Origin of the sequence: Sphingobacterium corticis (assembly GCF_042684745.1) — a bacterium.
GTDB lineage: Bacteria > Bacteroidota > Bacteroidia > Sphingobacteriales > Sphingobacteriaceae > Sphingobacterium > Sphingobacterium corticis.
Map to the genome: position 1 here is coordinate 1,312,430 of NZ_JBHUMA010000006.1, position 22,774 is coordinate 1,335,203.

Sequence of the window (22,774 nt, forward strand, 5' to 3'; positions counted from 1 at the left end):
CCTGTTAAAGCGCTATTAAAAGAGGCAGCAAGTGAGGCAATATAGTTATTATAATTCACTATTTGATACAAGAGCATACGTTGGAATTAGCATAAACAACTATTAACGGCTATTTCGCGAATTTTCGTATTTAAAATGTGAAAATTTACAAACGTTTTTGGTTTGGTTTATAAAAGCTTCATATAATGATCACACTTATCTAACTTTGCGTCATGAAAAAAGTGTTTTACGAGGTGCCCGACTTGTTACCGGAGATGATCGAACGATTTAACGCACTTGCTATGTTTGATGCGCTGGAAGAAGGTGATATTGTTTCCGTCATGCCAATCAAAAAAGAAGAAATTGCGGTAGATTTTGTTAAAAAAACGAATGCCGTACTCTCCGACTATTTCAATGTACACGACGAAGACTGCTATGAGGCGGATAGCTATAAAAGCACCGAAGAAAATCCCATTTTCTTTTGGAAAGATTATTTGAACTGCTTTTACAACCTAAAATTGGTCGACGATGAACCTGCGGACATTGCTTTAGCAGGAACAAAATTTGGAGTTTTTGAAGTAACGGAAGTGTTGTTTATCGATGAAGTTAACAAGCGCTTGAAGCAACGCAGATTGGATGGAATTCGTTTAGAATATAAAGTAAAAGCGACGCCGATGGATCGACATAACCATTGGAATCGCTCCTACGATAAGGATTTTTAAAGATTACAAGCGATTTCCTGTAATTTCTATAGCAGAAAGCTGATCCGTCAAACTTTTTAGTTCGACAGAAGAAAATGCAAAATCAGCTGCTGCCAAATTTTCTTTTAAATGCGCAAGTTTGGTTGTGCCAGGAATAGGAACGATGAATGGTTTCTGAGCTAACAGCCACGCCAACGCTACCTGCGCGACGGTTAATCCGCGCTGGTCGCCGAACTTCTTCAACACATCAATCATTTTCCAATTCGCAATAACAGCATCAGGTTGGTAGCGCGGTAAACCGGCTTCACGCCACAAGCATTTCGACATAACGAGTTGTAAAATAATCGCTTTTTCTTTAGTTTTAGATAAACTATCTATTTGCTTTGCACGCGCAGAATTTGTATCGTTTTTTTCGTTTCTTATTTGCCATCATTTGGCTCGTAAATGGATTGATTTGCAAAGTTTTTGGCTTGGTTCCTCGGCATGAAGCAATAGTTTCGAACATACTCGGATCAACCTACGCCGGATTCTTCACTATGCTTATTGGTTTCGCCGAAATAGGTATGGCGATATGGATATGGATCGGTTTTTTGCCACGATTCAATGCCTGGACACAAATCATCATCATTATGACCATGAATATCATGGAATGGATGCTTGTGCCCGATCTCTTACTTTGGGGAAGATTTAACCTTGTTTTCTCCGCATTGCTTTGCGCGACGATTTACTACGTAGAATTCAAATTAAAACCAAAATCCATTCGTTAGCATCACGTAAACTCAAATGTTCAGCCAACTCAAAAATCATCCATTCGCTGTAAATGCGCACTTTGATCAATCCATTATATTGACCTTTGCGGTATCTCGCGAACAGTTGGCTCCGCTCCTACCGCCATCGTTGCAATTGGATACATATCAAGATAAGTGGGCATTTCTTGCAGTTGCTTTAGTACGAACATCTGCGCTTCGGCCTGCAGGATTTCCAACTTGGATGGGACAAAATTTCTTTTTGATTGGATATCGCATTTTCGTTCGGTACACAGATCAAAACGGAAGACGATTACGTGGATTGTTGATTCTCAAATCACAAACCGATAAAAAACAGATGAGCTTGCTGGGAAATGTATTCACGCATTATCGTTATGAGGAAATAAAGATTCAAAAAGGAGCGAAAGGATCCAATCAAATTATTGAAGCTCCGGATAATCGATTTCGCATAGCATTTCAATCAAATTCCGAGGATGTAAAGATGCCGATTGATTCGCCATTTTATGATTGGAAAGATGCACGCAAATTTGCCGGACCGCTACCGCATACCTTTACCTATTTATCGAACAGCAAAGAAATGCTGATTGTGGAAGGACAGCGTCAAAATTGGATTCCGAAACCTGTTCAGATAAATTCTTACAACATTCCTTATTTTTCGGAATTGGGAATAAAAAATCCAATTTTGGCGAGCGCTTTTCAAATAAAAGATATTCCATACCACTGGAAGAAAGGAAGATTGGAAAGATGTTTATAAATCCAGTAGCGCGTTCACCTTTTCTCGGCGTTTGGAACATCCTACGCTTTAACTGGCACTTTTACGTGCTTACATTGCTATCGATTATATCGTTATTTGGCATTTCTTTTTTCCTAGAAGAAAGTTGGAAGCCAACGATCTGGTTGCTAGTTCTGCTGATATGTTTGCCGTTATGTATTTCCTTGATCGTTTCATTTTACATATACGATTGCACAAACTTGTACCAATTGCCTTGGTTGCCGGATTTGAACGAGAAGCGCGTACTGTATGTACATGCGGGGTTCGACGAAATCAGTAAACAACTGAGGAATCAATATCCAAAAATGGAGTTCCATATTTGCGATTTTTTTGATCCGAACATGTGTGACGAAATATCCATCAAACGCGCTAGAAAAATTTATCCGATTGATCCAAAAACAATACAAATCCATGCGGAAAAACTTCCATTTGCACCCAACAGCTTTGATATCTGCGTCGTATTTTTCGCTGCGCATGAATTGCGAAAGCAAGAAATCAGAACTAAATTTCTATCAGAATTGGCTCGCGTTTGCAAAAAGGATGGCTTTATCTACGTCACCGAACATCTTCGCGATTGGAGAAACACGTTGGCCTATTCGATTGGGGTTGGCCATTTTTACTCACGCAATACTTGGTTGCAGCAATTCCGCAAATCGAAACTTATTTTAAAACAAGAAGTTAAAACTACGCCATTCGTGACCACTTTTATATTATGTCCGCATGATTAAACACATCGAAACAGCCGGATTTCTATTAACCTTATTATCATTTCTGCACATCGCTTTTCCACGCTATTTCGGATGGAAAGAAGGGTTACGAAGTCTATCACTTATCAATCGCCAGATGATGCAGGTTCATACATTTTTCATTGCATTTTTCGTTTTTTTGATAGGTTTTCTTTGCTGGAGTTCGGCCGCTGATTTGGCGTCTACCGCGCTCGGTCAGAAAATTCTTTTGGGATTGAGCGTTTTTTGGATAGTGCGTTTGTTTTTTCAATTATTTATCTATTCCAAAGAGCTTTGGCGTGGTAAAAGATTTGAAACCACTGTACACATTATATTTATCGTGTTCTGGATTTATCTATCAGCCGTTTTCTTTGTTGCTGGCAGCAAGTTTTTTTATATTGAATAAAAGGGAACAACTTTAGGCTGACGGACTGCAAATATTCCCAACACGTAATATCACAAGATTCGCGTTATCAGTAACACGTATGTTATGTAATTATTTTGCAACAAACACGCGTTTGAACACACAATTTGAACTAAGAACAGGGGATCGAATCATTATGGCATGGACTTTGAAAGTGAAAAAGTATTCATAATTTAGGTTAATAATTGGTTAGTTAGACAAACACTTGAGGTTCCCCGCTTCAAGTGTTTTTTTTATTTATTACCATTCCTGTCTGGAACGAATTATTGTAACTAATTAGTGAGCCTGCAAGGAACTGCATACAATTATTCCTACCTTAAACATCAATTTTATCAAATCACAAAATAAGATGTCGGATATAAAGCGTGTAAAATTAGGAAGTCAGGGTTTGGAAGTACCAGCAGTGGGTTTGGGATGTATGGGAATGACGGTGGGTTTTGGGTGCAATATTTATGGTGATGCCGATGAGCGCGAAGCTATTTCAGCAATTCATCGATCTTTGGAATTGGGCGGAAACTTTTTGGATACGGCCGAATCTTACGGACCATTTCTGAATGAACAACTTATTGCGAAGGCAATTAAAGGAAATCGCCATGATTACCAAATTGCCACGAAATTTGGCATTGAAGTTACTAATCAAGGAGAATATACGGGCGCAAACAATGGCAGAAAAGCTTATGTGAAAAAAGCGGCAGAGCGCTCATTGAAAAATTTGGGTACAGATTACATTGATTTATATTACTTACACCGCTTAGATCCCAATACACCGATTGAAGAAACCACGGAAGCGATGGCGGAACTGGTTAATGAAGGAAAAATCCGTTATATCGGCATCTCGGAAGTTGGATCGGAAACAATTCGCCGCGCGCATGCTATTCATCCGCTTACTGCTATCCAGTCAGAATATTCGCTATTCGAGCGAGAAATAGAACGTTTGGGCATCCTTTCTACCATGGAAGAATTGGGTATTGGTTTGGTGGCTTATTCGCCAATCGGTCGTGGATTGATGAGCGGAAACATTCAACAAAGCAGTGATTTGGCAAGCGACGATTGCCGTTGGGATATTCCAAAATATCAAGGCGATTATTTCACGGAGAACATTCGATTGGTAAACGAAATTAAGGCTTTAGCGATCGAAAAAAACATTACAACGGCGCAACTCGCCATTGCTTGGGTCATCGCCAAAGGACATGTTCCGATTCCAGGTACTAAACGCGTGAAATATGCCGCCGAAAATTTAGCCGCTGCTGATATACAACTAAGTGAACAAGATTTGGCCCGATTGGAAGCAATCGTACCTCTAAACGCTGATACAGGCGAACGCTATGATGCAGAAAGCATGAAAGGCGTAAATATTTAAAAATCCATCTTATGAAAAACTTCCGTTTGATAACCTGCGGTTTATTCACTTTATCTGCATCAGTTGTTTTTGCTCAACAATCGAACACAGAAAAAGCAAGAGAAACCTTAGCAAAAATTGACGAGCATTATGCGGTAAATGATGGCACTCATTTGTATCGGGAAACATTTCCGTTCGACAGCAATTATCAAGCAAGCTATCTGGCGGAAGCCGAGCAAAAACAAGCGCCCAATGCTTACTCCTATCTTTGGCCATTCTCGGGCAGTTTGTCGGCATATGTCGCATTGCTGGAAACAACGGGAGATAATTCATTACAAAAGCATCTCGACGAAAAAATCATACCCGGACTAAATCAATACTTCGATAAAAGAAGTCCGGTGGGTTATGCCTCTTACATTCATACTGCCCCGGAATCAGATCGCTTTTACGACGACAATATTTGGTTGGGAATCGATTTTACAGATCTCTACTTACACACGAAAAACAAAGCTTACTTAGAAAAATCGGAAGAGATTTGGAAATTCGTGGCAAGCGGAATGGATGACAAACTAGGCGGCGGAATCTATTGGTGCGAGCAAAAGAAAAGCTCTAAAAACACCTGTTCAAATGCGCCTGCTGTTGTATATCTGGCGAAGCTGTATCAAGCCACAAAAAATCAGGAATATTTAACCGAAGCGATCCATTTATATGAATGGACAAAACGTAGTTTACAAGATCCATCGGATCGTGTGTATTGGGATAACATTTCGCTGAAAGGAAGCGTAAATAAAAGCAAATATCCATACAACACCGGGCAGATGATTCAAGCTGGAGCATTGTTGTTTGAGATTACGAAAGAGAATAAATATTTAGTAGATGCAGAGTCGACAGCCAAAGGTGGTTTCGAATATTTCTTTGCGCAAGATACCGATGACGCTAAGCATCCTGTACTTAAAAGTAGTGACAATTGGTTTATCGCAGTGATGATGCGCGGATATGTGGAACTATACAAGCAGAATCATGATAAAACGTATATCGATGCCTTCCGCAAAAATTTGGCACACGCGTGGTCGGCAATGCGCGATGAGGATGGTTTGTTTACCAAAGATTGGAATCAGCAGACAGCTACTCCCGGAAAACGATGGCTACTAGATCAATTTGCAATTGCAGAAATGTACGCGCGATTGGAGGATTAATTGCTGCCACCGAAAAAAGGTACTTGTTTATCCACGATGTTATGGGCCAGATACGTCGTTAGTTGTGGCTATTTTGTTAAGATTGTGTTATATCTTGCTATTTGTCAAGCATGTATTCGCTCGTAATCAAATAAAGGTTTACATTTACAGTAAAATAAGATAATGGATGTCTCGTCCATTCATCCAAGGGATGATGTGGTACATTAGGCAATGGAATACTTCGTTTATTGTCTTGTTATACACAAAAAATTATTCTTATTAACTTCAAAACGCGCTCCTCCCACATTTCCGACCTCACTACGCTGATCAGGGCAAGTTTGGAGCTTCATCACTTCCATGAAAAAGTCAACAAAATTTAATAATACCGATACGTCATTTTCACAGATTCTCCGTAGTCGAGTCAACGAATACTTTAAGTCTACTGCACAGAAAACCACGGGCGGAAGAAAAATGTATATCAAATCTTCCATTTTACTTTGTTCTGCCGCATCGCTTTACAGCTTGCTGCTGTTTGCTCCCTTGCCTTGGCCATTGGCCGTATTTTTTTGTATTGTGTTAGGGATTAATTTAGCAGCGATAGGTTTCAACATCATGCACGATGCTGGCCACAATAGTCTTTCGGTAAATAAAAATGTAAATACCGTGTTATCGTATAGCCTTAATGTGCTTGGTGGAAACATCTATCTGTGGAAACTTAAACACAATATTGCCCATCATACCTACACCAACATTGAGGACGAAGATCACGATATTGAAATCAAGTTTCTGCGCGTTCACGAATCACAAACGCCAAAAAATCATCACCGATATCAACATGTTTATTTCCCGATATTGTATTCAATATCTTATTTGGCATGGATTTTCTTTCAGGATTATGAAAAGTATTTCCGAAGAAGGTTGGGTAAAAACTCAGCCATATTCAATATGCCTAACCGCGAAAAAATTATTTTTTGGTTAAGTAAATTCATCCACTTCCAAATCTTTATAACGCTTCCGATCGTATTTTTAGGATGGCAAAGCGCATTGGTTGGTTTGCTAATTGTTGGCTTATCGTGCGGTATATGTTTGGCTACCATTTTTCAACTTGCGCACGTCGTAAAGGAAACCGGGTTTACGGCAAGTAACCCAGGAGTTATTGCCGACCAATGGACCGTTCATCAATTAAGTACAACGGCCAATTTTGCTACGAAAAATAAAATACTTACTTGGTTGCTAGGCGGGCTAAATTTTCAGGTGGAGCATCACTTATTCCCTAAAATCAGCCACATTCATTACCCAGAGATTAATAAGATTGTGAAATCGGTATGTGATGAGTTTAGAATAAACTACATTGAATTCCCGTCGCTTTACACTGCTTGGAAATCTCATGCGGGCTTCATAAGAAGCATGTCTAGATAAATCTAGGCATATTAATGGCCAAAATTTTATCATAAAAAAAACCGTTCTGCTATGCAGAACGGTTAATACAATATATGCAAAAATTAACTTAAATCAACTTAACATTTACTGCGTTAGGCCCTTTTTTGCCCTGCTCCACTTCAAATGAAACGTGATCTTTTTCACGGATATCTTCTTTTAAACCAGATACGTGAACGAATACTTCTTGACCACCATCATTTGGAGTGATAAATCCGAAACCTTTAGTTTCGTTAAAAAATTTTACGATGCCTTCTTGCATTACTTCTAAATTATTAATATTACTAATTGTTGTAAATATAGGTATATTTATGAGGATTGCTACAGCTAAATCTCTATAAGTCAATATTTTTTAGCAATTCCTTCAAAACAGGTATTTAGCACCGAAAGCGGTGTTAAATATCACCGTATATTGCGCCTGTATTGGTCGAACCAAAAAAGCGATTTTAAAGACAACTTTTGATGGAATTCAAATGCTTATATCGTTGAGGTACCCCCGTCATTCATCGGATATGCTAGTATATAATATGATCTAGATTTATGCGCTATTGCGGCATCCATAACATCAAACCTTTTTTGGCTTCTGCATTGTGTTGACCTTTCGGAATAATCGAAATGACGTTCGGGTTGTCCACACTCATATCATAAGTTTGTCCATCGAGTGGAATTGCTTTCATGTAACTCTGACTGGACGGTACACTGCCCGGCACGCCAATACTATTAAAGCCAGTTCCAACAAGTAAATATCGACCATCGAGTGAGAATGCGCTGCCGCTTTCTTTTTGCTCGCCTGAAGTAACTTCATAAAAATCGGAACCATCGGTATTCATCAGCGCGATGTGATCTTTGTAATTCAGCGCCACTTTCTGACCATCTTTACTCACGGAGAAGTCGGAAAAAGATTCTGTATCAAACTCCTTTACTACCACTAATTGATCGAAGGGCATTTTTCCGCGAATTATAGCATTTTTCCATTTGAATAAAAGTGAATTATCAGGCAGCCAAGCGAAACTTTGATATCGTGGAATTCGTTCGCCATTTATCGCATCGATATGAGCAATTAGTTGTCCATTGGTAGCGTTTAAAAACACAAATCCTTCATCAAAAGAGGGAAAAATACAGATCATGGATTTATCGGGAGAAAGATCGGCCGATTGGAAATTTGACCCACCATTCAGTGGTCGATAAAAGAAGGTATGCTTTATTTCACCTGATGCTAAATCCTTAATCACAAATTTGATCTGATCGGGCTTGCCGTCCGAACGGCCATCCGTCATTTCCATCAGCGTCGTTCCGTCTGCACTGATGTGCCAATTATAATGTGTTCCGTTTCCTTTTAAAATAGTCTTCTCGCCAGTTTGTAAATCCAATTTTGAAAAACCATCGTAATGATTGTAATAGATCGTTCCTGATAATACACCATTTTCCGATTCGGGATTCATAGTCGAATCTTCGGAACAAGCGGAAATCAATAAGATGCCAACGGACATCAAGAAAAGTAAGTTTGAAAACAGCAATTTCATACGCGATATTTCAGTTTTTATGTTCCGCTATATGTTTTAGATATACAACATGTAGCGAAGCAAATGAAATATGGAATTTAGCTTTACTTTCGAGCAAATTCAATCACGGGAAACCACTATTTTGCAATTTACTTTCTAAAACCGAAACTGCGCAAGTTTCTTCTTTGTGTGGGTTTCGACTAGTTACTATTAACTGAAAATTATTTTCAGCAAATCTCAACGCAGTAGCGTTACCTATCCCCGTTGTTTCACCACTAATTAAAACCGTTCCCCTTTCATATTTTCAAACTTTATTGCAACGCTGTAATAAATACAAGTTCGAACGTAAACTTTGCTCAAAAGATCATATAACTTCGCTTATTTATTCCACGAATCGACTAGATAGCTCAACTTTTATTTTAAAACTAGAAACACGGCCGACATTTAGAGAAATAACGCATCCATCCACTAATTCAAAATGATAAAAACTGTCGATTTCATCATTTTTATTTAAAAATTCACAAAATGTTTACGAAAAATTTATATAAATTTACTCTTAACCAATTTCTACCTGTAGAATTTACATTTACTCGAATTTAACCGGAAGAGCATATTATGGATGAAAAGAAAATTTTAAATGGCATAATATCTGGCGAGCAGCAAGCTTTTTCAGCATTTTTCCATTTCCATTGGAAGACCTTTTTCTCTTATGCGAATAAAATTTTAAACGATACCGAAGAAAGTACAGATATCCTTCAGGATACCTTTGCGAGTATCTGGGAAAACAGAAGTAAGTTGCATCATGTGCAGTCGCTAACTGCTTACACGTATACCATTATCCACCACAAAGCAGTTAAGTGCATCAAGGATCACGTCAAATTTCGTTACCTTCAACAAGAATTAGGAGATCAACTTGCTAAACAGTCCGACAAGCCTTTGCAGGAGATCAATGCAAAAGAACTGGCTGCCATTATTCAACAACAAGTAAATCTATTACCACCGCGCATGCGGGAAGTATTTGAATTAAGCAGAACCGAGCAGCTTTCTTACAAAGAGATTGCCCAACAATTGAACATTTCTGAACTTACTGTCAAAAAGCAAATCAACCTATCGCTTCGTCAAATTAAACGCGGACTTCAACATGCGTATTTCACAAAATCATTAAGTGCTGTCAGTCTATATAAAGCGTTACTCATGATCGCGAATGGATAATTTATAATGCTAAAAACTAGCTAGTTATAAATTATTTCATTTTTCTTCTACTACCATTCTACCTTTTTGAATACTTACTTCTAACTAACACCTATTTACCAATGAATCGCAAATACGTCAAAGATTTGCTTAAGAGATATGAAGAAGGTAACTGCTCACGTCAGGAGCTCGACCTTATTGATCTTTGGCTTTTCCGACGCGGAGCTAGCGACGAAATCCAGCTATCTGACGATGAAGAAAATGAGTTAGCAGCACGCGCTTTAATCGGATTAGAAGACAGATTACAAATACAACTCGCCGTTCCAGCTAAGCGAATCCCGATTTGGCATAAAATTCAGCATTTAAAAACCTACGTTCTTCCTATTTCCGCTGTTTTCATGGTGGCACTTTTCATTTGGCTTTGGCAAACGAAGGATTCTCACACACCTTCCGAAAAACGTATGGCGAATACCGAATCGGTTGCGCAATCTATTGCGACGATTCCTACAAGTTATAGCATCAGCGTATCAGAAAAAGAATATCTTATCGATGAGATTCCATTGAACACCAAATTTCAAATCGGCGACGCAACGATATTGAAGTTAGCACAAAATAGAATACACTATATGTATTCGTCGAATCCGAATACGGAGGCGCAGCACACGATTAGCGTTCCGTCCGGAAAAGATTTACACGTCAGTTTGCCCGACGGATCAAAGGTTTGGATGAACACCGAAAGTACAATCAGCTTCGCGGAATCATTTACGCAGCAAGAAAGACATGTCGCGCTTTCAGGCGAGGCGTTTTTCGAAGTAGCATCTGACAAAGCACATCCTTTTTTAGTACAAAATGCTGATTTCTCCGTGAAAGCGACGGGAACACAGTTTAATGTGCGTGCCTATCCGAACGAAGAACTCAAAACTACCACATTAGTGGAAGGAAAAGTGGCAGTTAAAGATAAACGTTCTGCTATCGAGTTGATACCTAATCAGCAATGGAGCGCCTTATCTTCTAATAAACCAATAGTAGAAACAGTAGATGTTTCTTCCGTTTTGGGCAATCGGGATGGCTATTTCACTTTTCATCAAAAAAACATTCGAGAAATCATGAGCGAGGTAGCGCGGTGGTATGCTATCGATGTTCACTTCAAAGGAAATATTACGAAAGAAGCTTTTGGCGGAACATTCTCGCGGAAGCGCGACGTCGATGAACTTTTAGATTACCTAAGTGTTCTCGGCGGATTCCAAATCGAACGGCAAGGAAGGAGGGTGACGATTATGCCATAATGCTACATAAAAAAACCGGCGTGCTGCAACACGTCCGGTAAGATCAGCAACGGTAAGGTCGCTGATAGGTCTAACAATTGCGGTAACAATTCTAACTAACCTACAACATGCAATTATATGAAAAATTTGCTGTCCTTGAAAGGAACAGCCCTAGAACTTTTTGTCGGGCGCAATTCAATATAACCTTAAAATTATGCATCGCACTATTTTTCTCAGTGCTCCAAGTTGATGCAGCTATATTCGCCCAACATGCTACCATTCAGGTAAAAAATGAGCCATTAGAAAAAGTATTCGACAGTTTGCGTAAGCAAACAGGCTACGATTTCCTATATGTAGCTTCCGATTTAAACGGAACAAAACCAGTCACCTTACAATTCAGAAACGCATCTATTACCACCATTTTAAATGCCGTTTTCGAAAAACAACCGGTCACTTACTCCATCAAGAAAGACATGGTTTTGGTTCAACGCCGATCAGGAAATACATCTGCTGCGTCCGCTACAAAACAAGACACCACGATTCGCAGAATCTCCGGAACGGTGAAGGGAGAATCGGGAACAGCCTTAGCGGGCGCTTCCGTTATGGTGCGCGGATTAGCTTCATCTAGCACGTACACCGATGCTAACGGCGGATTTACGTTAAACGCACCGCGAAGCGGACAATTGACGGTTTCTTACGTCGGCTATCGCACCGCGAATGTCGCTCTGGAAGCCAAATCTCAATACGAAATCGCATTGGCGGACTCATCCAGCACAGTCGAAGAAGTAGTGGTTACGGCATTAGGGATGCAACGTAAAAGAAAAACGCTAGCCTATTCCAGTGCTGAAATCGCAGGATCATCTTTGAACGAAGCACGCGAAACGAATGTGGCGAATGCGCTTACCGGAAAAATTGCAGGTGTGGATGCAACGCAAGTTGCATCTGGACCTGGTGGTTCCAGCCGTGTAGTAATTCGCGGAAATGGATCTCTGAATTCCAACCAACAACCCTTATATGTGATCAACGGTATCCCGATGAACAACAACAACAAAGGTGGTGGTACGAATACGGTTGGCTTGAACATTGACCGCGGAGACGGAATTTCCAGTATCAATCCTGATGACATCGAATCGATGACGGTGTTAAAAAGTGGCGCTGCGGCGGCGCTTTATGGTAGTCAAGCGGCAAATGGCGTTATTTTGATCACCACAAAAAAAGGCGCTGCACGTCAAGGTATTGGAATCGAATTCCGTTCGAATGCAATGATCGGTACGCCCAGCGCTTATCCAAATTTTCAATACGAATATGGTTCAGGAAACGACGGAAAAAAACCATTAACGCAAGCGCAAGCATTGAGCGCCGGCCGCCTTTCCTATGGTGGAAAAATCGATGGTTCGCCTGTTGTTCAATTCGACGGTGTGGAACGTCCATACAGCGCAGTTAATGTGAAAGACAATATCAATAGTTTCTATCAGCCAAGCGTGGATTTCACGAACTCACTGGCTTTCAGCGGCGGTTCGGATGCCATCAACTACCGCGTATCGTTATCTGATTTACGTTCTCGAGCACAAACTCCCAACTCCACATTTAAAAGAAAAACGGGAAATCTAAGTTTGCAATCCAAATTGGGTAAAAACGATTTCCTTGAACTCGAATCTACGATTCAATATAACCGCGAGAACAGAAATAACATTGCCGGAGTGGGTTACGCAGAGCGAAATCCTTCATGGGCTGTTTACCTGATTGGAAACACAGTTGATATCAACTCCTTAAAACCGGGTGCTGATGCTGCAGGAAATGAGATCCCTTGGAATCCGGTCGCAGCAGCTCCAAATCCCTGGTTTGTCGTAAATAACACAGGTAACGAGGATATTCGCGATCGCTTTATCGGACAGTTTTCTGCTAAAGTAAACTTCACCAAAAATTTATATGCAAGGGGTACCATTGCGCGCGACTGGGAATCGATTGACTATAGCGATTTCAACCCAATCGGTACGGCATTTACGCCACGCGGATTATTCAATTCTAATCAAGAGCAAAACGCCAAAACCAACTATTTAGGTATTATCAATTATACACCGGAGATTTCCGATAACGTCGGATTGAATTTGTTGGTCGGTGGTCAGGCAGATCGAAATGAATATACATTAAGCACCATTAGCGGGCGCGATTTCATTGTTCCGAATTTCATCAGCTACACCAACTTAGGCGTTTTGGATAATCCGAGTAGAATTGATACGCGTTGGGGAACAAACTCCGCTTTCGGACAGGCCGATTTTAACTATAAAACATTCTTAAACTTAACCGTAACTGGCCGTCAGGATTGGTTCTCTACTTTGAACCGAGAAATGAACTCGATCTTCTATCCTTCTGTCGGCGGTAGTTTTATCGTTTCTGATGTAGTTAATATGCCTTGGAAAATGAACTTCTTAAAAGTTCGTGCTAACTGGGCGCAGGTCGGAAGTAGCAATGTCGGACCGGGTGATGTGATTCGTATGTATGAAATTCGTACGGGCGGTTTCCGCGGAATTACCGTGCAAGATGGTACCAGCGATCTAATCGATGTGAACCTGCGCCCATTAACTGTAACCACTTCCGAAGGCGGTTTTGAGATGAACTTTTTCAACAACCGTTTGGGAATCGATGCAACCTATTACAGCCGTATAACAACAGACGATATCTTAAAACCAAACATTTCCCAAACGAGTGGTTTCCTTTCGGGCTTCATCAATGCCGGAAAAATCTCCAACAAAGGGGTTGAGTTGATGATCACGGGAACGCCGATCCAAAAAGGAGATTTCAGCTGGAACGTGACCTACAATTATGCATACAACCAAAGTAGAATTGTAGAGCTCGCTCCAGGTTTGGACTTCGTGGAAGTAGGAACAGGAATTTCCAATGCTGTGCGCATTTTGAATGCCGTTGGACTTCCCTACGGTACCGTGCGAGGTTGGAAATTGTTGAAAGATGATCAAGGCCGTCAGGTTTACAACGCGACAAGTGGTTACGAAGAACGTGTGGAAGCAGATTTGGGTATTGCCAACCCTCCACATACCATGGGATTAAGCAATCAGTTCCGCTACAAAAACTTCTCGTTGAGCACCTTAATTGATGCCAAATTCGGCGCGGTTGCTTTCAATAACATGTGGACTTATGCGATGCGATTTGGATTAACGCAAAATACATTGCCAGGTCGCGATAATCCGGAAGGATTGACAGTAGAAGGTGTGGATAAAGAAGGTAATCCGTTTAGCAAAGTTTGGCCTCAAGATCAACTGGATACCTACTACAACAATCGTGGTGTAATGTATTCTGAACTACAAACCTTCAAAACCGATTTCGTAAAACTTCGTGAGCTCGTATTTAGCTACCACATTCCTGCTAGCAAACTGGGCATCAAAGGAATCGAATCGGCTAGCATTAGCTTGGTCGGTAGAAACTTGGCGATTCTTTATCGCGACAAAGCGGTTCGCGAAGCAGGTTTAGATCCCGAAATGCAGCAAACGGTGGGCAACGCTACCGGAACCGCGGGAACGGGAGAACCTAGAACCCGAAATTTTGGATTCAACCTAAGTGTTAGATTTTAAATAGTTACAACGATGAAAACAAGATTTAACTCAACGATCAAACAGGTACTATTTTGTACACTGGCAACGCTCAGCTTGGCTGGTTGTAACCCCGATTACTTAACAGAAATGAACCGCGACAAAAATCGGATCGACGAAGTACTTCCCGATTTTATGTTCACTGGCGCCATTCTGGATCTTCCGCAACACAGTTACACCGTATTGGCGCAAGGCATTCAGTACTTCTCCACGTATAAAGAAGTAGCTGGAGTGGGCGATAAATATTATAGCTTCAACGGTACGGAAGCACCGTTTATGTTTTACACGGGCATCGAACAGAATAACATTTGGATAGGTAAACTAAACCGTTTGTATCAAATCCAAAAAAAGCTGAATGAAGAAACGGCGCAGGGTGTAGATAATACCAACAAAACGGCACTCGTCCGCATATTGAAAGTGTACTTCTTCCATCAGTTGACGGATGTGTCGGGAGATATCCCCTATTTCGAAGCGCGCCTTGGAGAATCCGGAAACCTTAGTCCGAAGTACGATACGCAGAAAGCGATTTACGAGGATATGCTGAAAGAATTGGAAGAATCAGCAGCAGCGTTAAATACTTCGAGTCCGACTTTTGGAAGCGCGGATTTGTTCTACAATGGCGATGTCGCTCGCTGGAAAAAATTCGCTTACACGATGATGCTGCGCTTGGGCATGCGATTGACCAAAGTGGATGAAACCTTAGCACGCACATGGTCGCAAAAAGCCATTGCCGGCGGCGTGATGTCCGCGGAAACGGACATTGCTTATATCGGCTACGCTACAACACCGGGAAGTATAAACACCAAGATTCAGTACGAATTTTTAAATGGAAACTACATTTCGCCAGGAGGCGATAACGTGGAAGGCGGAAAATATGCTGCAACATTTATCAATCACCTGAAATCAACAGCGGATCCACGACTGCCCGTATTATCGGTAGTTTGGGTTAAAAATGCCGACGGAACCTACCGCGCAGACAATACCGCAGCTACGCAAAAAGGCATGATAAACGGCAGCTTAAACACCTACCCAAGCGATTTCGAAACCTATTCAGAGCCTTCCCGACTTTATTTGAATACCGCATCACCGATTGTAATTCTCGGACCTGCCGAAGCTTATCTGTTATTGGCGGAAGCAGCTATTCGCGGTTGGTACACCGGATCAACGGCCGCAACTGCATACAACGAAGGCGTGCGTATGGGCATGAAGCAATGGGCATTGTGGACAGACGTAGCACCGCATAGTGGACGTATTACGGATCAACAAATCGCCGCCTATTTGCAAGCCAACCCATTTCTTTCGGGAGGTAGTTTCGAAAGCCAATTTGGACAAATCAATACGCAAAAATGGGTCTGCCTTTTTGGTGACGACTATGAAGGATTTGCCAACTGGCGCCGAACCGGATATCCACAATTAATGGCAGTCAATTACCCGGGTAATGTAACCGGTGGTAAAATGTTCCGAAGATTCTCCATTCCATTGAATGAAAATCTAACGAACAAAACAAACTACTTGGAAGCGCTACAACGTCAGGGATTTTCGGAATTCACTGCCGACAATCTGACTACCCGCGTATGGTGGGACGCTGAATAATCAACTTTTACAATCACAAAACGGCGCGCGCCGAATCATAAAGCGCGCGCCTTAAAAAAACTTATAAGCATGGAAAGAAGAGAACTTTTAAAGCTGGTATCGACGGCAACGTTGGTAGGTGGGATTATGGGACCGAAAAGTTTGGCCAACGCCGCAACTGCTCCTGCTACGAACGTCGTTTCGCGCAATCTATTTCAAGAATTAGGAATTCGAACATTTATCAATGCCCGCGGAACGATTACTGCGATGACTGGGTCACTTATGCATCAGGAAGTACTGGATGCGATCAAAGCTGGTGCGCAGGAATTTTGTATGCTGGACGAAGTCCAAGATAAGGTGGGCGAGCGCATTGCGAAGCTTGTGCACTCGGAAGCAGCAGTAGTGACATCCGGAGCGTTTGCTGCCATCACGCTAGGTTTAGCCGGCGTATTAACTGGAATGGACGAAAAAAAGGTAACGCAACTTCCCCATTTGGAAGGAACGGGCATGAAATCCGAAGTGATTTGTCAAAAGGCGCACGATATCGTCTACAATCAGGCGTTAAAAAACACCGGATGTAAGGTGATTATGGTGGAAACCAAAGAAGAACTCGAAAAAGCGATTAGTGAAAAAACAGCGTTGATGTTTTTCTTAAACATTGAAGCTGATAAAGGAAAGATTGGCCATGAAGAATGGGTTAGCCTTGGAAAAAAACATGGCATTCCGACCATGATCGACATCGCTGCAGATGTTCCTCCTGTTTCCAACTTGTGGCGCTTCAATGATATGGGATTTGATTTGGTTTGTATTTCCGGAGGAAAAGCCATGCGTGGACCGCAAAGTGCTGGCATATTGATGGGACGTAAAAACATTATTCAAGCTGCCCGATTGAGCATGCCTCCTCGCGGATTTAACATTGGTCGCGGCATGAAAGTCAATAAAGAAGAAGTGCTGGGTATGTATGTCGCACTGGAACGCTTCGTGAATGAGGATCATCAAGCAACGTGGAAAGATTGGGAAAATAGAACAGCAAAAGTCGCTAAGCAAGTGGAATCCGTAGCAGGAATCAGCACGCGCACATTCGTTCCCACATTGGGTAACGTGACGCCCAATCTGGAAATTTCATGGGATGCATATAAGCTGAAATTGGACGGAGAAACATTGGCAACTCGCTTGCGAAACGGAAATCCGTCGATCGAATTGGGAGAAACGAAGCCAAACAGCGTTTCATTAACTGTTTGGATGATGAAGCAAGGCGAAGAAACGATCGTCGCTAATCGTTTGGTAGAAGAGTTGAAGAAAGCCAAATCTTAGAAAATCAACCAATCATCACACAAACAGAAAATCCTATGAAGATCAAAAAATTAATCGCGCTGTTGCTGACTGCCATGTGTCTTTCAACGAATGCGCAGGAATTTGACATTGTCATCAAAGGCGGCCATGTTATCGATCCGAAAAATAAAATTGACGGTACCATGGACGTGGCGGTGCTTGACGGACTGATTGCTGAAGTTTCCAAAAACATTGACACCGCGCGAGCGCTGCAGGTCGTGCACGCCAATGGTCTGTATGTTGTTCCCGGATTGATCGATATCCACACGCACCATTTTTGGGGAACGCAGTTAGATCAAAATTACATGAACGGCCCGAATGCATTTCCACCCGATGGGTTTACGTTCCGAAATGGTATCACCACGGTGGTGGATGCGGGAAGTTCGGGCTGGTCAACCTTTCCGGATTTCAAGAAACAGACAATTGATCTGTCCAAAACGCGTGTTTTAGCTTTTTTAAATATCGTCGGTCAAGGTATGCGCGGAGGAGGATATGAGCAAAACACCTCCGATATGGATGCGAAGATGAGCGCGCTAACCGCAAAACAATTCAAGGATCATGTTGTCGGCTTTAAAGTAGCCCATTACGAAGGATATGATTGGACGCCCGTGGAACAGGCCGTGAAAGCGGGAAAACTTGCGGGTGGATTGCCAACGATGATCGATTTCGGAGGAAGCACTCCCCCATTGCCGATCCGCGATCTCTTTCTAGAGAAATTGCAACCCGGGGATATCTTCACACATGCTTTCGCTCAGCTCGGCGGACGCGAATATTTAGTGGATATGGACACCGAAAAAGTAAAACCTTTCGTTTACGAAGCGCGCAAACGCGGCATCAACTTCGACGTGGGCTATGGCGGCATCAGCTTCGCTTTTTCGCAAGCCATTCCTGCGGTTAAAGAAGGTTTCTATCCAGATGCCATCAGCACGGATATTCATATTGGGAGCATGAACGGTTCGATGAAAGATTTACTCACCGTAATGGATAAGTTTATGGCAATGGGTATGCCATTGAATGCCGTGATCGAAGCATCATCCTGGAAACCGGCACAAATCATAAAGCGTCCAGAATTGGGGAATCTTTCGGTTGGCGCGCCTGCGGACATTGCCGTGCTTGGACTTCGTAAGGGCAACTTCGGCTTCTTTGATTACATCGGACACCGCATCACCAGCAAAGAACGTTTAGAATGTGAAATTACCGTTCGCGCTGGAGAAATCGTATTCGATTACAACGGATTAGCCTATCCATTAAATGTAGATTTCAAAAAATACATCCGCGAAGAAAACCTACGTCGACAAAGCATGCGCGAGCATTAATACATTTAACATGAGGATCATATATGTTTTATTTATCAGCATTTTATTGAGCAGCTGCATGGAAAACAACAATCAGTCAAGCGAATCTTCCGGTCAAGATTTGACGAAATCAGAAGTGGAAAAAACGATGGAAAGCTTTCGCATGGCACTACTTCAAGCAAATCAAGATAGCTTGATGGCGTACACGGACGAACATTTATCCTTCGGACATTCATCGTCAATGCTCGAAAATCGCCAACAGTTTGTGCAATCCATGGTGAGTGGGAAGTTCAAATTTACTGAATTGGAGTTCCGCGATTTGGATATTGCTATTTCTAACGAAACGGCAATCGTTCGCCATACCTTATCTGGAAAAAGTGCGGACGAAGGCAAGCTCCCAGGTAATGTGAATATTCACGTTTTGCTCGTTTGGCAAAAGAAAGATGGTGCGGTTAAATTGCTTGCTCGGCAGGCTGTTAAATTTCAGTAAAAGATATGATCACAGATAATAAACCATCACCGCTGCGTTGGTACAGGCTTTTGCCGGTCGCGTTCATCACGTATAGTTTAGCCTATTTAGATCGAGCAAATTTTGGCTTTGCTGTTGCGGGAGGTATGGGCGACGACCTAGAAATCACACCAGCTTTATCGTCTTTGCTAAGTTCCTTGTTCTTCTTAGGCTATTTCTTTTTCCAAATTCCTGGCGCACAATATGCGGCGCAACGCAGCGCAAAAAAGCTGGTGTTTTGGTCATTGATTTTGTGGGGAACGTTGGCGACAGCAACCGGAATGGTGGAAGATGTTACGATGCTGATTGGCATTCGCTTCCTGTTGGGCGTCGTAGAAAGTGCCGTTATGCCAGCCATGCTGATTTTATTGAGCAATTGGTTCACGCGCGCGGAACGCTCTCGCGCAAACACGCTATTAATTTTAGGAAATCCTGCCACTGTACTTTGGATGTCCGTAGCTTCCGGCTACCTGATTAGTTCGCTCGGCTGGCGGTGGATGTTTATTATTCAAGGATTACCTGCGGTGATATGGGCGTTTTTTTGGTGGCGTTTGGTGGACGAAAAACCGGAACATGCAAAATGGCTTACTAGCGATGAAAAAGCGACATTGGCGGATGCATTCGAGGAAGAACAAAAAGGTATTCAACCGGTCACCAATTACAAACAAGCTTTCCGTTCGAAAACAGTGATCTTGCTGTGCTTGCAGTTCTTGTTGTGGAATGTCGGTGTTTATGGTTTTGTGATGTGGTTGCCCACTATCATTAAATCGGCTCCCGATATGAATATCGTCACTACGGGATGGCTTTCCGCTGTACCTTACTTGTTTGCGATAATCGGGATGTTGACGACCTCCTATTTTGCCGATAAAAGTCAAAACCGCAAACATTTTATATGGCCATTTTTATTGGTTGGCGCAATCGCATTCTACGTATCTTATCTGATTGGCAATCAAAATTTTTGGTTATCTTACTTATTCCTAATTATTGCCGGTGCATCTGTCTACATTCCTTACGGACCATTTTTCGCGTTGATCATCGAATTGTTGCCACGCAATGTTTCGGGCGGCGCTATTGGACTCATCAACAGCATGGGCGCATTGGGATCATTTGGAGGGGCTTACTTAGTCGGATTATTGCACAGCTGGACAGGCGATTTTGGCGCGGCCTACATTTTCATGTCTAGCTGCGTGCTTATTGCATCGCTCATCACATTTGTCGCGCAGAAAACAAAAGCTTAAACAAAAACAGAACATACATAAACCCTTAATTTAAAACAAGATGAAAGACAACAACAACGGACGTCGTTCTTTATTGAAAAAATTGGCCGCATCGGCTGCAGGTGCATTTGGAATTGGATTTTTGGCGAAAGCGGAATCTGGATCTTCTGAAAAAGAAGTAGGAAATATCACCAATCATCAGGAAGTTCCCCTATTCTCTGGTCATACGAAACATGGAAACACGGTGTACGTGGCCGGAAAAGGCGCCCACTATAAAGGTTCCGTGACGGAGCATACAAAAACCGTATTGGATGAAATCGAAAAGGAACTAAAAAGTGCCGGTTCATCGATGGAAAAAGTATTGAAAGTAAACGTGTATTTGGCAGATTTGGCAGATTACGATGAAATGAATGAAGCTTACCGCGGACGTTTTGGTAAGAAACCGCCTGTGAGAACAACCGTTGCCGTTTATGGTGGTGTACCGGGAAATTCTTTGGTAGAAATGGATTGTATCGCTTATGTATAAATGGTCGAGCAAGGTTGGCGTTGCGCTTCTAATCTGCGCAAGCTGGCTAAGCAACAGCGAAGTGCAGGCACAAGCGCTGCCGAAAGAAGAGCTTACTTTTCTAACAAAAGCGTGGACTGGCGAACGTTTTGAGGACGGCCGTCCGAAGATTTCCGACGATTGGATTGAGCGCGCGAAAGTGATCGGCATAGACGATGCGTGGACGATTTTAAAAAACGCAGGCTACAACAATCAATTTGTAAGCGGTTGGAAGCACGTGCATGAAGATGTTCCCGTAGTTGGTCGTGCGTTGACTGCCACATTTATGCCGAGCAGGCCGGACGTAGATAAAAATATCTTGGATCGCGGACACACCGATGGAAAAACCGGAAACACCAATACCTGGCCCATCGAAATGCTGAGCAAAGGCGATGTATATGTAGCAGATGGCTTCGGAAAAATTGCTGGCGGAACGTTAATCGGACAGACGTTAGGAAACGCAATCTTTAATAAATCGGGCAATGGCGTTGTCTTCGATGCATCTGTGCGGGATTTAGAAGGTCTTTCGGAGATTGCAGGATTTAACGCATTCGTACGTGATTTCCATCCTTCGTTTTTGGAAGAGTCCACCCTAATGGGATTGAATACGCCGACAAGAATCGGTCAGGCGATCGTTCTACCAGGTGATTTGGTTTTAGCGCAGCGCGAAGGCGTTTTGTTTATTCCAGCGCATTTAGTGGAGCATGTCGTAACGCGAGCTGAATTTATTTTGCTACGCGACAAATTCGGCTTCGAAATGATTAAATCCGGAACGTACAATACCGGACAAATTGATAATCAATGGACACCGGAAATTAAAACGGCTTTCTTGAAATGGTTGGATAGTCATTCTGGCGAAGTAAAAATGTCCAAGGATCAATTGGACAAAATTATGGAAGACCGGACGTGGTAGAATGTATTATAAGTCCTTTCCTTTGAGATGGAAAGGACTTATTTTTTAATGTGTATATCGCATGTAAGTAGGTAGCGCGCGGGCTTTATCCTATTTATTGTTTGTAAAAAGATCCAAAATATTTAATATCGTTTTCGAGCCTTCACGTTATATGATGTGGAACTATCAAAGTGATAAAAAATCTGTGTAATACAAATTGCATTTAAACTTATTAAGTACCGCTGGAATCGGCCAAATGACTTCTAGAAACTAGTTATTTTTATTCAATTCATGTCATCTATCCTAGAGAATGTAAAAAGAATATGCGTTATGGTTTTAATTATCAATAGCGTAACAAAAAGTATGCATTCTTAATGCTTACCCCAATCTCCGCTGTTTACTGTCATCAAACATGATAAAACTTTTGATTTTACATTACATCAATACTATATAGAAAAAAAATAGCTCTGCAATTTTATTTATTGCAGAGCTTTTTTTTATTTAAAATCCTAAAAATCGAATGAACAGTCAA

At 41.9% G+C, this 22,774-nt stretch carries 21 protein-coding genes; 18 read left to right on the forward strand and 3 right to left on the reverse strand.

Annotation, left to right across the window (positions count from 1 at the left end; genetic code table 11):
• Nucleotides 1–212 precede the first annotated feature (212 nt).
• Nucleotides 213–701, forward strand: a complete 489-nt coding sequence (locus ACFSQ3_RS11600; protein WP_380869715.1) for a hypothetical protein — start codon at nucleotides 213–215, stop codon at nucleotides 699–701.
• 3 nt (nucleotides 702–704) lie between these two features.
• On the opposite strand, the gene ACFSQ3_RS11605 is transcribed toward ACFSQ3_RS11600, so the two are convergent.
• The gene (locus ACFSQ3_RS11605) at nucleotides 705–1,007 is read right to left on the reverse strand and encodes an aldo/keto reductase (protein ID WP_380869716.1); all 303 of its coding nucleotides are present in this window, start codon (nucleotides 1,005–1,007) and stop codon (nucleotides 705–707) included.
• Nucleotides 1,008–1,063: 56 nt separating this feature from the next.
• Between ACFSQ3_RS11605 and ACFSQ3_RS11610 the strand changes: the two genes are divergently transcribed.
• From ACFSQ3_RS11610 to ACFSQ3_RS11640, 7 genes are all read left to right on the forward strand, one after another.
• The gene (locus ACFSQ3_RS11610) at nucleotides 1,064–1,447 is read left to right on the forward strand and encodes a DoxX-like family protein (RefSeq protein WP_380869717.1); all 384 of its coding nucleotides are present in this window, start codon (nucleotides 1,064–1,066) and stop codon (nucleotides 1,445–1,447) included.
• A 16-nt stretch (nucleotides 1,448–1,463) separates the two neighbouring features.
• Nucleotides 1,464–2,201 carry a DUF2071 domain-containing protein gene (locus tag ACFSQ3_RS11615; RefSeq protein WP_380869718.1) on the forward strand — a complete coding sequence of 246 codons (738 nt, stop codon included), beginning with the start codon at nucleotides 1,464–1,466 and terminating at the stop codon, nucleotides 2,199–2,201.
• Nucleotides 2,192–2,947, forward strand: a complete 756-nt coding sequence (locus ACFSQ3_RS11620; RefSeq protein WP_380869719.1) for a class I SAM-dependent methyltransferase — start codon at nucleotides 2,192–2,194, stop codon at nucleotides 2,945–2,947. Before ACFSQ3_RS11615 ends, ACFSQ3_RS11620 begins: the two co-directional genes overlap by 10 nt.
• Nucleotides 2,940–3,350: a hypothetical protein gene (locus tag ACFSQ3_RS11625; RefSeq protein ID WP_380869720.1), complete on the forward strand. Its 411-nt coding sequence runs from the start codon at nucleotides 2,940–2,942 to the stop codon at nucleotides 3,348–3,350. The genes ACFSQ3_RS11620 and ACFSQ3_RS11625 overlap by 8 nt, the downstream gene beginning before the upstream one ends.
• A 367-nt stretch (nucleotides 3,351–3,717) precedes the next feature.
• Nucleotides 3,718–4,728, forward strand: coding sequence for an aldo/keto reductase (locus ACFSQ3_RS11630; protein ID WP_380869721.1), 1,011 nt, complete (start codon nucleotides 3,718–3,720; stop codon nucleotides 4,726–4,728).
• Between the two features lie 11 nt (nucleotides 4,729–4,739).
• Nucleotides 4,740–5,903 (forward strand): glycoside hydrolase family 76 protein, encoded by a 1,164-nt coding sequence (locus ACFSQ3_RS11635; RefSeq protein WP_380869722.1) that lies wholly within the window; start codon nucleotides 4,740–4,742, stop codon nucleotides 5,901–5,903.
• A gap of 336 nt (nucleotides 5,904–6,239) precedes the next feature.
• Nucleotides 6,240–7,301 (forward strand): fatty acid desaturase family protein, encoded by a 1,062-nt coding sequence (locus ACFSQ3_RS11640; protein WP_380869723.1) that lies wholly within the window; start codon nucleotides 6,240–6,242, stop codon nucleotides 7,299–7,301.
• An 88-nt stretch (nucleotides 7,302–7,389) separates the two neighbouring features.
• Here ACFSQ3_RS11640 and ACFSQ3_RS11645 read toward each other — a convergent pair whose 3' ends face one another.
• Together ACFSQ3_RS11645 and ACFSQ3_RS11650 are read right to left on the reverse strand one after the other, a co-directional pair.
• Nucleotides 7,390–7,581, reverse strand: coding sequence for a cold-shock protein (locus ACFSQ3_RS11645; RefSeq protein ID WP_380869724.1), 192 nt, complete (start codon nucleotides 7,579–7,581; stop codon nucleotides 7,390–7,392).
• A 283-nt stretch (nucleotides 7,582–7,864) separates the two neighbouring features.
• Complete coding sequence (locus tag ACFSQ3_RS11650; RefSeq protein WP_380869725.1) at nucleotides 7,865–8,842, reverse strand: hypothetical protein; 978 nt, start codon at nucleotides 8,840–8,842, stop codon at nucleotides 7,865–7,867.
• A gap of 594 nt (nucleotides 8,843–9,436) precedes the next feature.
• Between ACFSQ3_RS11650 and ACFSQ3_RS11655 the strand changes: the two genes are divergently transcribed.
• From ACFSQ3_RS11655 to ACFSQ3_RS11700, 10 genes are all read left to right on the forward strand, one after another.
• The gene (locus tag ACFSQ3_RS11655) at nucleotides 9,437–10,033 is read left to right on the forward strand and encodes an RNA polymerase sigma-70 factor (RefSeq protein WP_380869726.1); all 597 of its coding nucleotides are present in this window, start codon (nucleotides 9,437–9,439) and stop codon (nucleotides 10,031–10,033) included.
• Nucleotides 10,034–10,134: 101 nt separating this feature from the next.
• The gene (locus ACFSQ3_RS11660) at nucleotides 10,135–11,298 is read left to right on the forward strand and encodes a FecR family protein (RefSeq protein WP_380869727.1); all 1,164 of its coding nucleotides are present in this window, start codon (nucleotides 10,135–10,137) and stop codon (nucleotides 11,296–11,298) included.
• Nucleotides 11,299–11,513: 215 nt separating this feature from the next.
• Nucleotides 11,514–14,864, forward strand: coding sequence for a SusC/RagA family TonB-linked outer membrane protein (locus ACFSQ3_RS11665; RefSeq protein WP_380869728.1), 3,351 nt, complete (start codon nucleotides 11,514–11,516; stop codon nucleotides 14,862–14,864).
• A gap of 12 nt (nucleotides 14,865–14,876) precedes the next feature.
• Complete coding sequence (locus tag ACFSQ3_RS11670) at nucleotides 14,877–16,475, forward strand: SusD/RagB family nutrient-binding outer membrane lipoprotein (RefSeq protein WP_380869729.1); 1,599 nt, start codon at nucleotides 14,877–14,879, stop codon at nucleotides 16,473–16,475.
• A gap of 69 nt (nucleotides 16,476–16,544) precedes the next feature.
• Nucleotides 16,545–17,768, forward strand: a complete 1,224-nt coding sequence (locus tag ACFSQ3_RS11675; RefSeq protein ID WP_380869730.1) for a selenocysteine synthase — start codon at nucleotides 16,545–16,547, stop codon at nucleotides 17,766–17,768.
• Nucleotides 17,769–17,803: 35 nt separating this feature from the next.
• A complete protein-coding gene (locus ACFSQ3_RS11680; protein ID WP_380869731.1) occupies nucleotides 17,804–19,102 on the forward strand; it encodes an amidohydrolase/deacetylase family metallohydrolase in 1,299 nt (432 codons plus the stop codon).
• Nucleotides 19,103–19,112: 10 nt separating this feature from the next.
• Nucleotides 19,113–19,571 carry a nuclear transport factor 2 family protein gene (locus ACFSQ3_RS11685; protein ID WP_380869732.1) on the forward strand — a complete coding sequence of 153 codons (459 nt, stop codon included), beginning with the start codon at nucleotides 19,113–19,115 and terminating at the stop codon, nucleotides 19,569–19,571.
• Between the two features lie 5 nt (nucleotides 19,572–19,576).
• Nucleotides 19,577–20,827, forward strand: a complete 1,251-nt coding sequence (locus ACFSQ3_RS11690) for an MFS transporter (protein WP_380869733.1) — start codon at nucleotides 19,577–19,579, stop codon at nucleotides 20,825–20,827.
• 40 nt (nucleotides 20,828–20,867) lie between these two features.
• Nucleotides 20,868–21,332 (forward strand): RidA family protein, encoded by a 465-nt coding sequence (locus ACFSQ3_RS11695; protein WP_380869734.1) that lies wholly within the window; start codon nucleotides 20,868–20,870, stop codon nucleotides 21,330–21,332.
• Nucleotides 21,325–22,263 (forward strand): RraA family protein, encoded by a 939-nt coding sequence (locus ACFSQ3_RS11700; protein WP_380869735.1) that lies wholly within the window; start codon nucleotides 21,325–21,327, stop codon nucleotides 22,261–22,263. Before ACFSQ3_RS11695 ends, ACFSQ3_RS11700 begins: the two co-directional genes overlap by 8 nt.
• Nucleotides 22,264–22,774 lie beyond the last annotated feature (511 nt).

Bases quoted from the DNA above. Each gene is read 5' to 3' on its own strand.
- ACFSQ3_RS11690 (WP_380869733.1), top strand. From the start codon at position 19,577: ATGATCACAGATAATAAACCATCACCGCTGCGTTGGTACAGGCTTTTG.
- ACFSQ3_RS11645 (WP_380869724.1), bottom strand. From the start codon at position 7,581: ATGCAAGAAGGCATCGTAAAATTTTTTAACGAAACTAAAGGTTTCGGA.
- ACFSQ3_RS11685 (WP_380869732.1), top strand. From the start codon at position 19,113: ATGAGGATCATATATGTTTTATTTATCAGCATTTTATTGAGCAGCTGC.
- ACFSQ3_RS11625 (WP_380869720.1), top strand. From the start codon at position 2,940: ATGATTAAACACATCGAAACAGCCGGATTTCTATTAACCTTATTATCA.
- ACFSQ3_RS11680 (WP_380869731.1), top strand. From the start codon at position 17,804: ATGAAGATCAAAAAATTAATCGCGCTGTTGCTGACTGCCATGTGTCTT.
- ACFSQ3_RS11655 (WP_380869726.1), top strand. From the start codon at position 9,437: ATGGATGAAAAGAAAATTTTAAATGGCATAATATCTGGCGAGCAGCAA.
- ACFSQ3_RS11640 (WP_380869723.1), top strand. From the start codon at position 6,240: ATGAAAAAGTCAACAAAATTTAATAATACCGATACGTCATTTTCACAG.
- ACFSQ3_RS11660 (WP_380869727.1), top strand. From the start codon at position 10,135: ATGAATCGCAAATACGTCAAAGATTTGCTTAAGAGATATGAAGAAGGT.
- ACFSQ3_RS11605 (WP_380869716.1), bottom strand. From the start codon at position 1,007: ATGTCGAAATGCTTGTGGCGTGAAGCCGGTTTACCGCGCTACCAACCT.
- ACFSQ3_RS11635 (WP_380869722.1), top strand. From the start codon at position 4,740: ATGAAAAACTTCCGTTTGATAACCTGCGGTTTATTCACTTTATCTGCA.
- ACFSQ3_RS11700 (WP_380869735.1), top strand. From the start codon at position 21,325: ATGTATAAATGGTCGAGCAAGGTTGGCGTTGCGCTTCTAATCTGCGCA.
- ACFSQ3_RS11675 (WP_380869730.1), top strand. From the start codon at position 16,545: ATGGAAAGAAGAGAACTTTTAAAGCTGGTATCGACGGCAACGTTGGTA.
- ACFSQ3_RS11695 (WP_380869734.1), top strand. From the start codon at position 20,868: ATGAAAGACAACAACAACGGACGTCGTTCTTTATTGAAAAAATTGGCC.
- ACFSQ3_RS11600 (WP_380869715.1), top strand. From the start codon at position 213: ATGAAAAAAGTGTTTTACGAGGTGCCCGACTTGTTACCGGAGATGATC.
- ACFSQ3_RS11620 (WP_380869719.1), top strand. From the start codon at position 2,192: ATGTTTATAAATCCAGTAGCGCGTTCACCTTTTCTCGGCGTTTGGAAC.
- ACFSQ3_RS11650 (WP_380869725.1), bottom strand. From the start codon at position 8,842: ATGAAATTGCTGTTTTCAAACTTACTTTTCTTGATGTCCGTTGGCATC.
- ACFSQ3_RS11670 (WP_380869729.1), top strand. From the start codon at position 14,877: ATGAAAACAAGATTTAACTCAACGATCAAACAGGTACTATTTTGTACA.
- ACFSQ3_RS11630 (WP_380869721.1), top strand. From the start codon at position 3,718: ATGTCGGATATAAAGCGTGTAAAATTAGGAAGTCAGGGTTTGGAAGTA.
- ACFSQ3_RS11615 (WP_380869718.1), top strand. From the start codon at position 1,464: ATGTTCAGCCAACTCAAAAATCATCCATTCGCTGTAAATGCGCACTTT.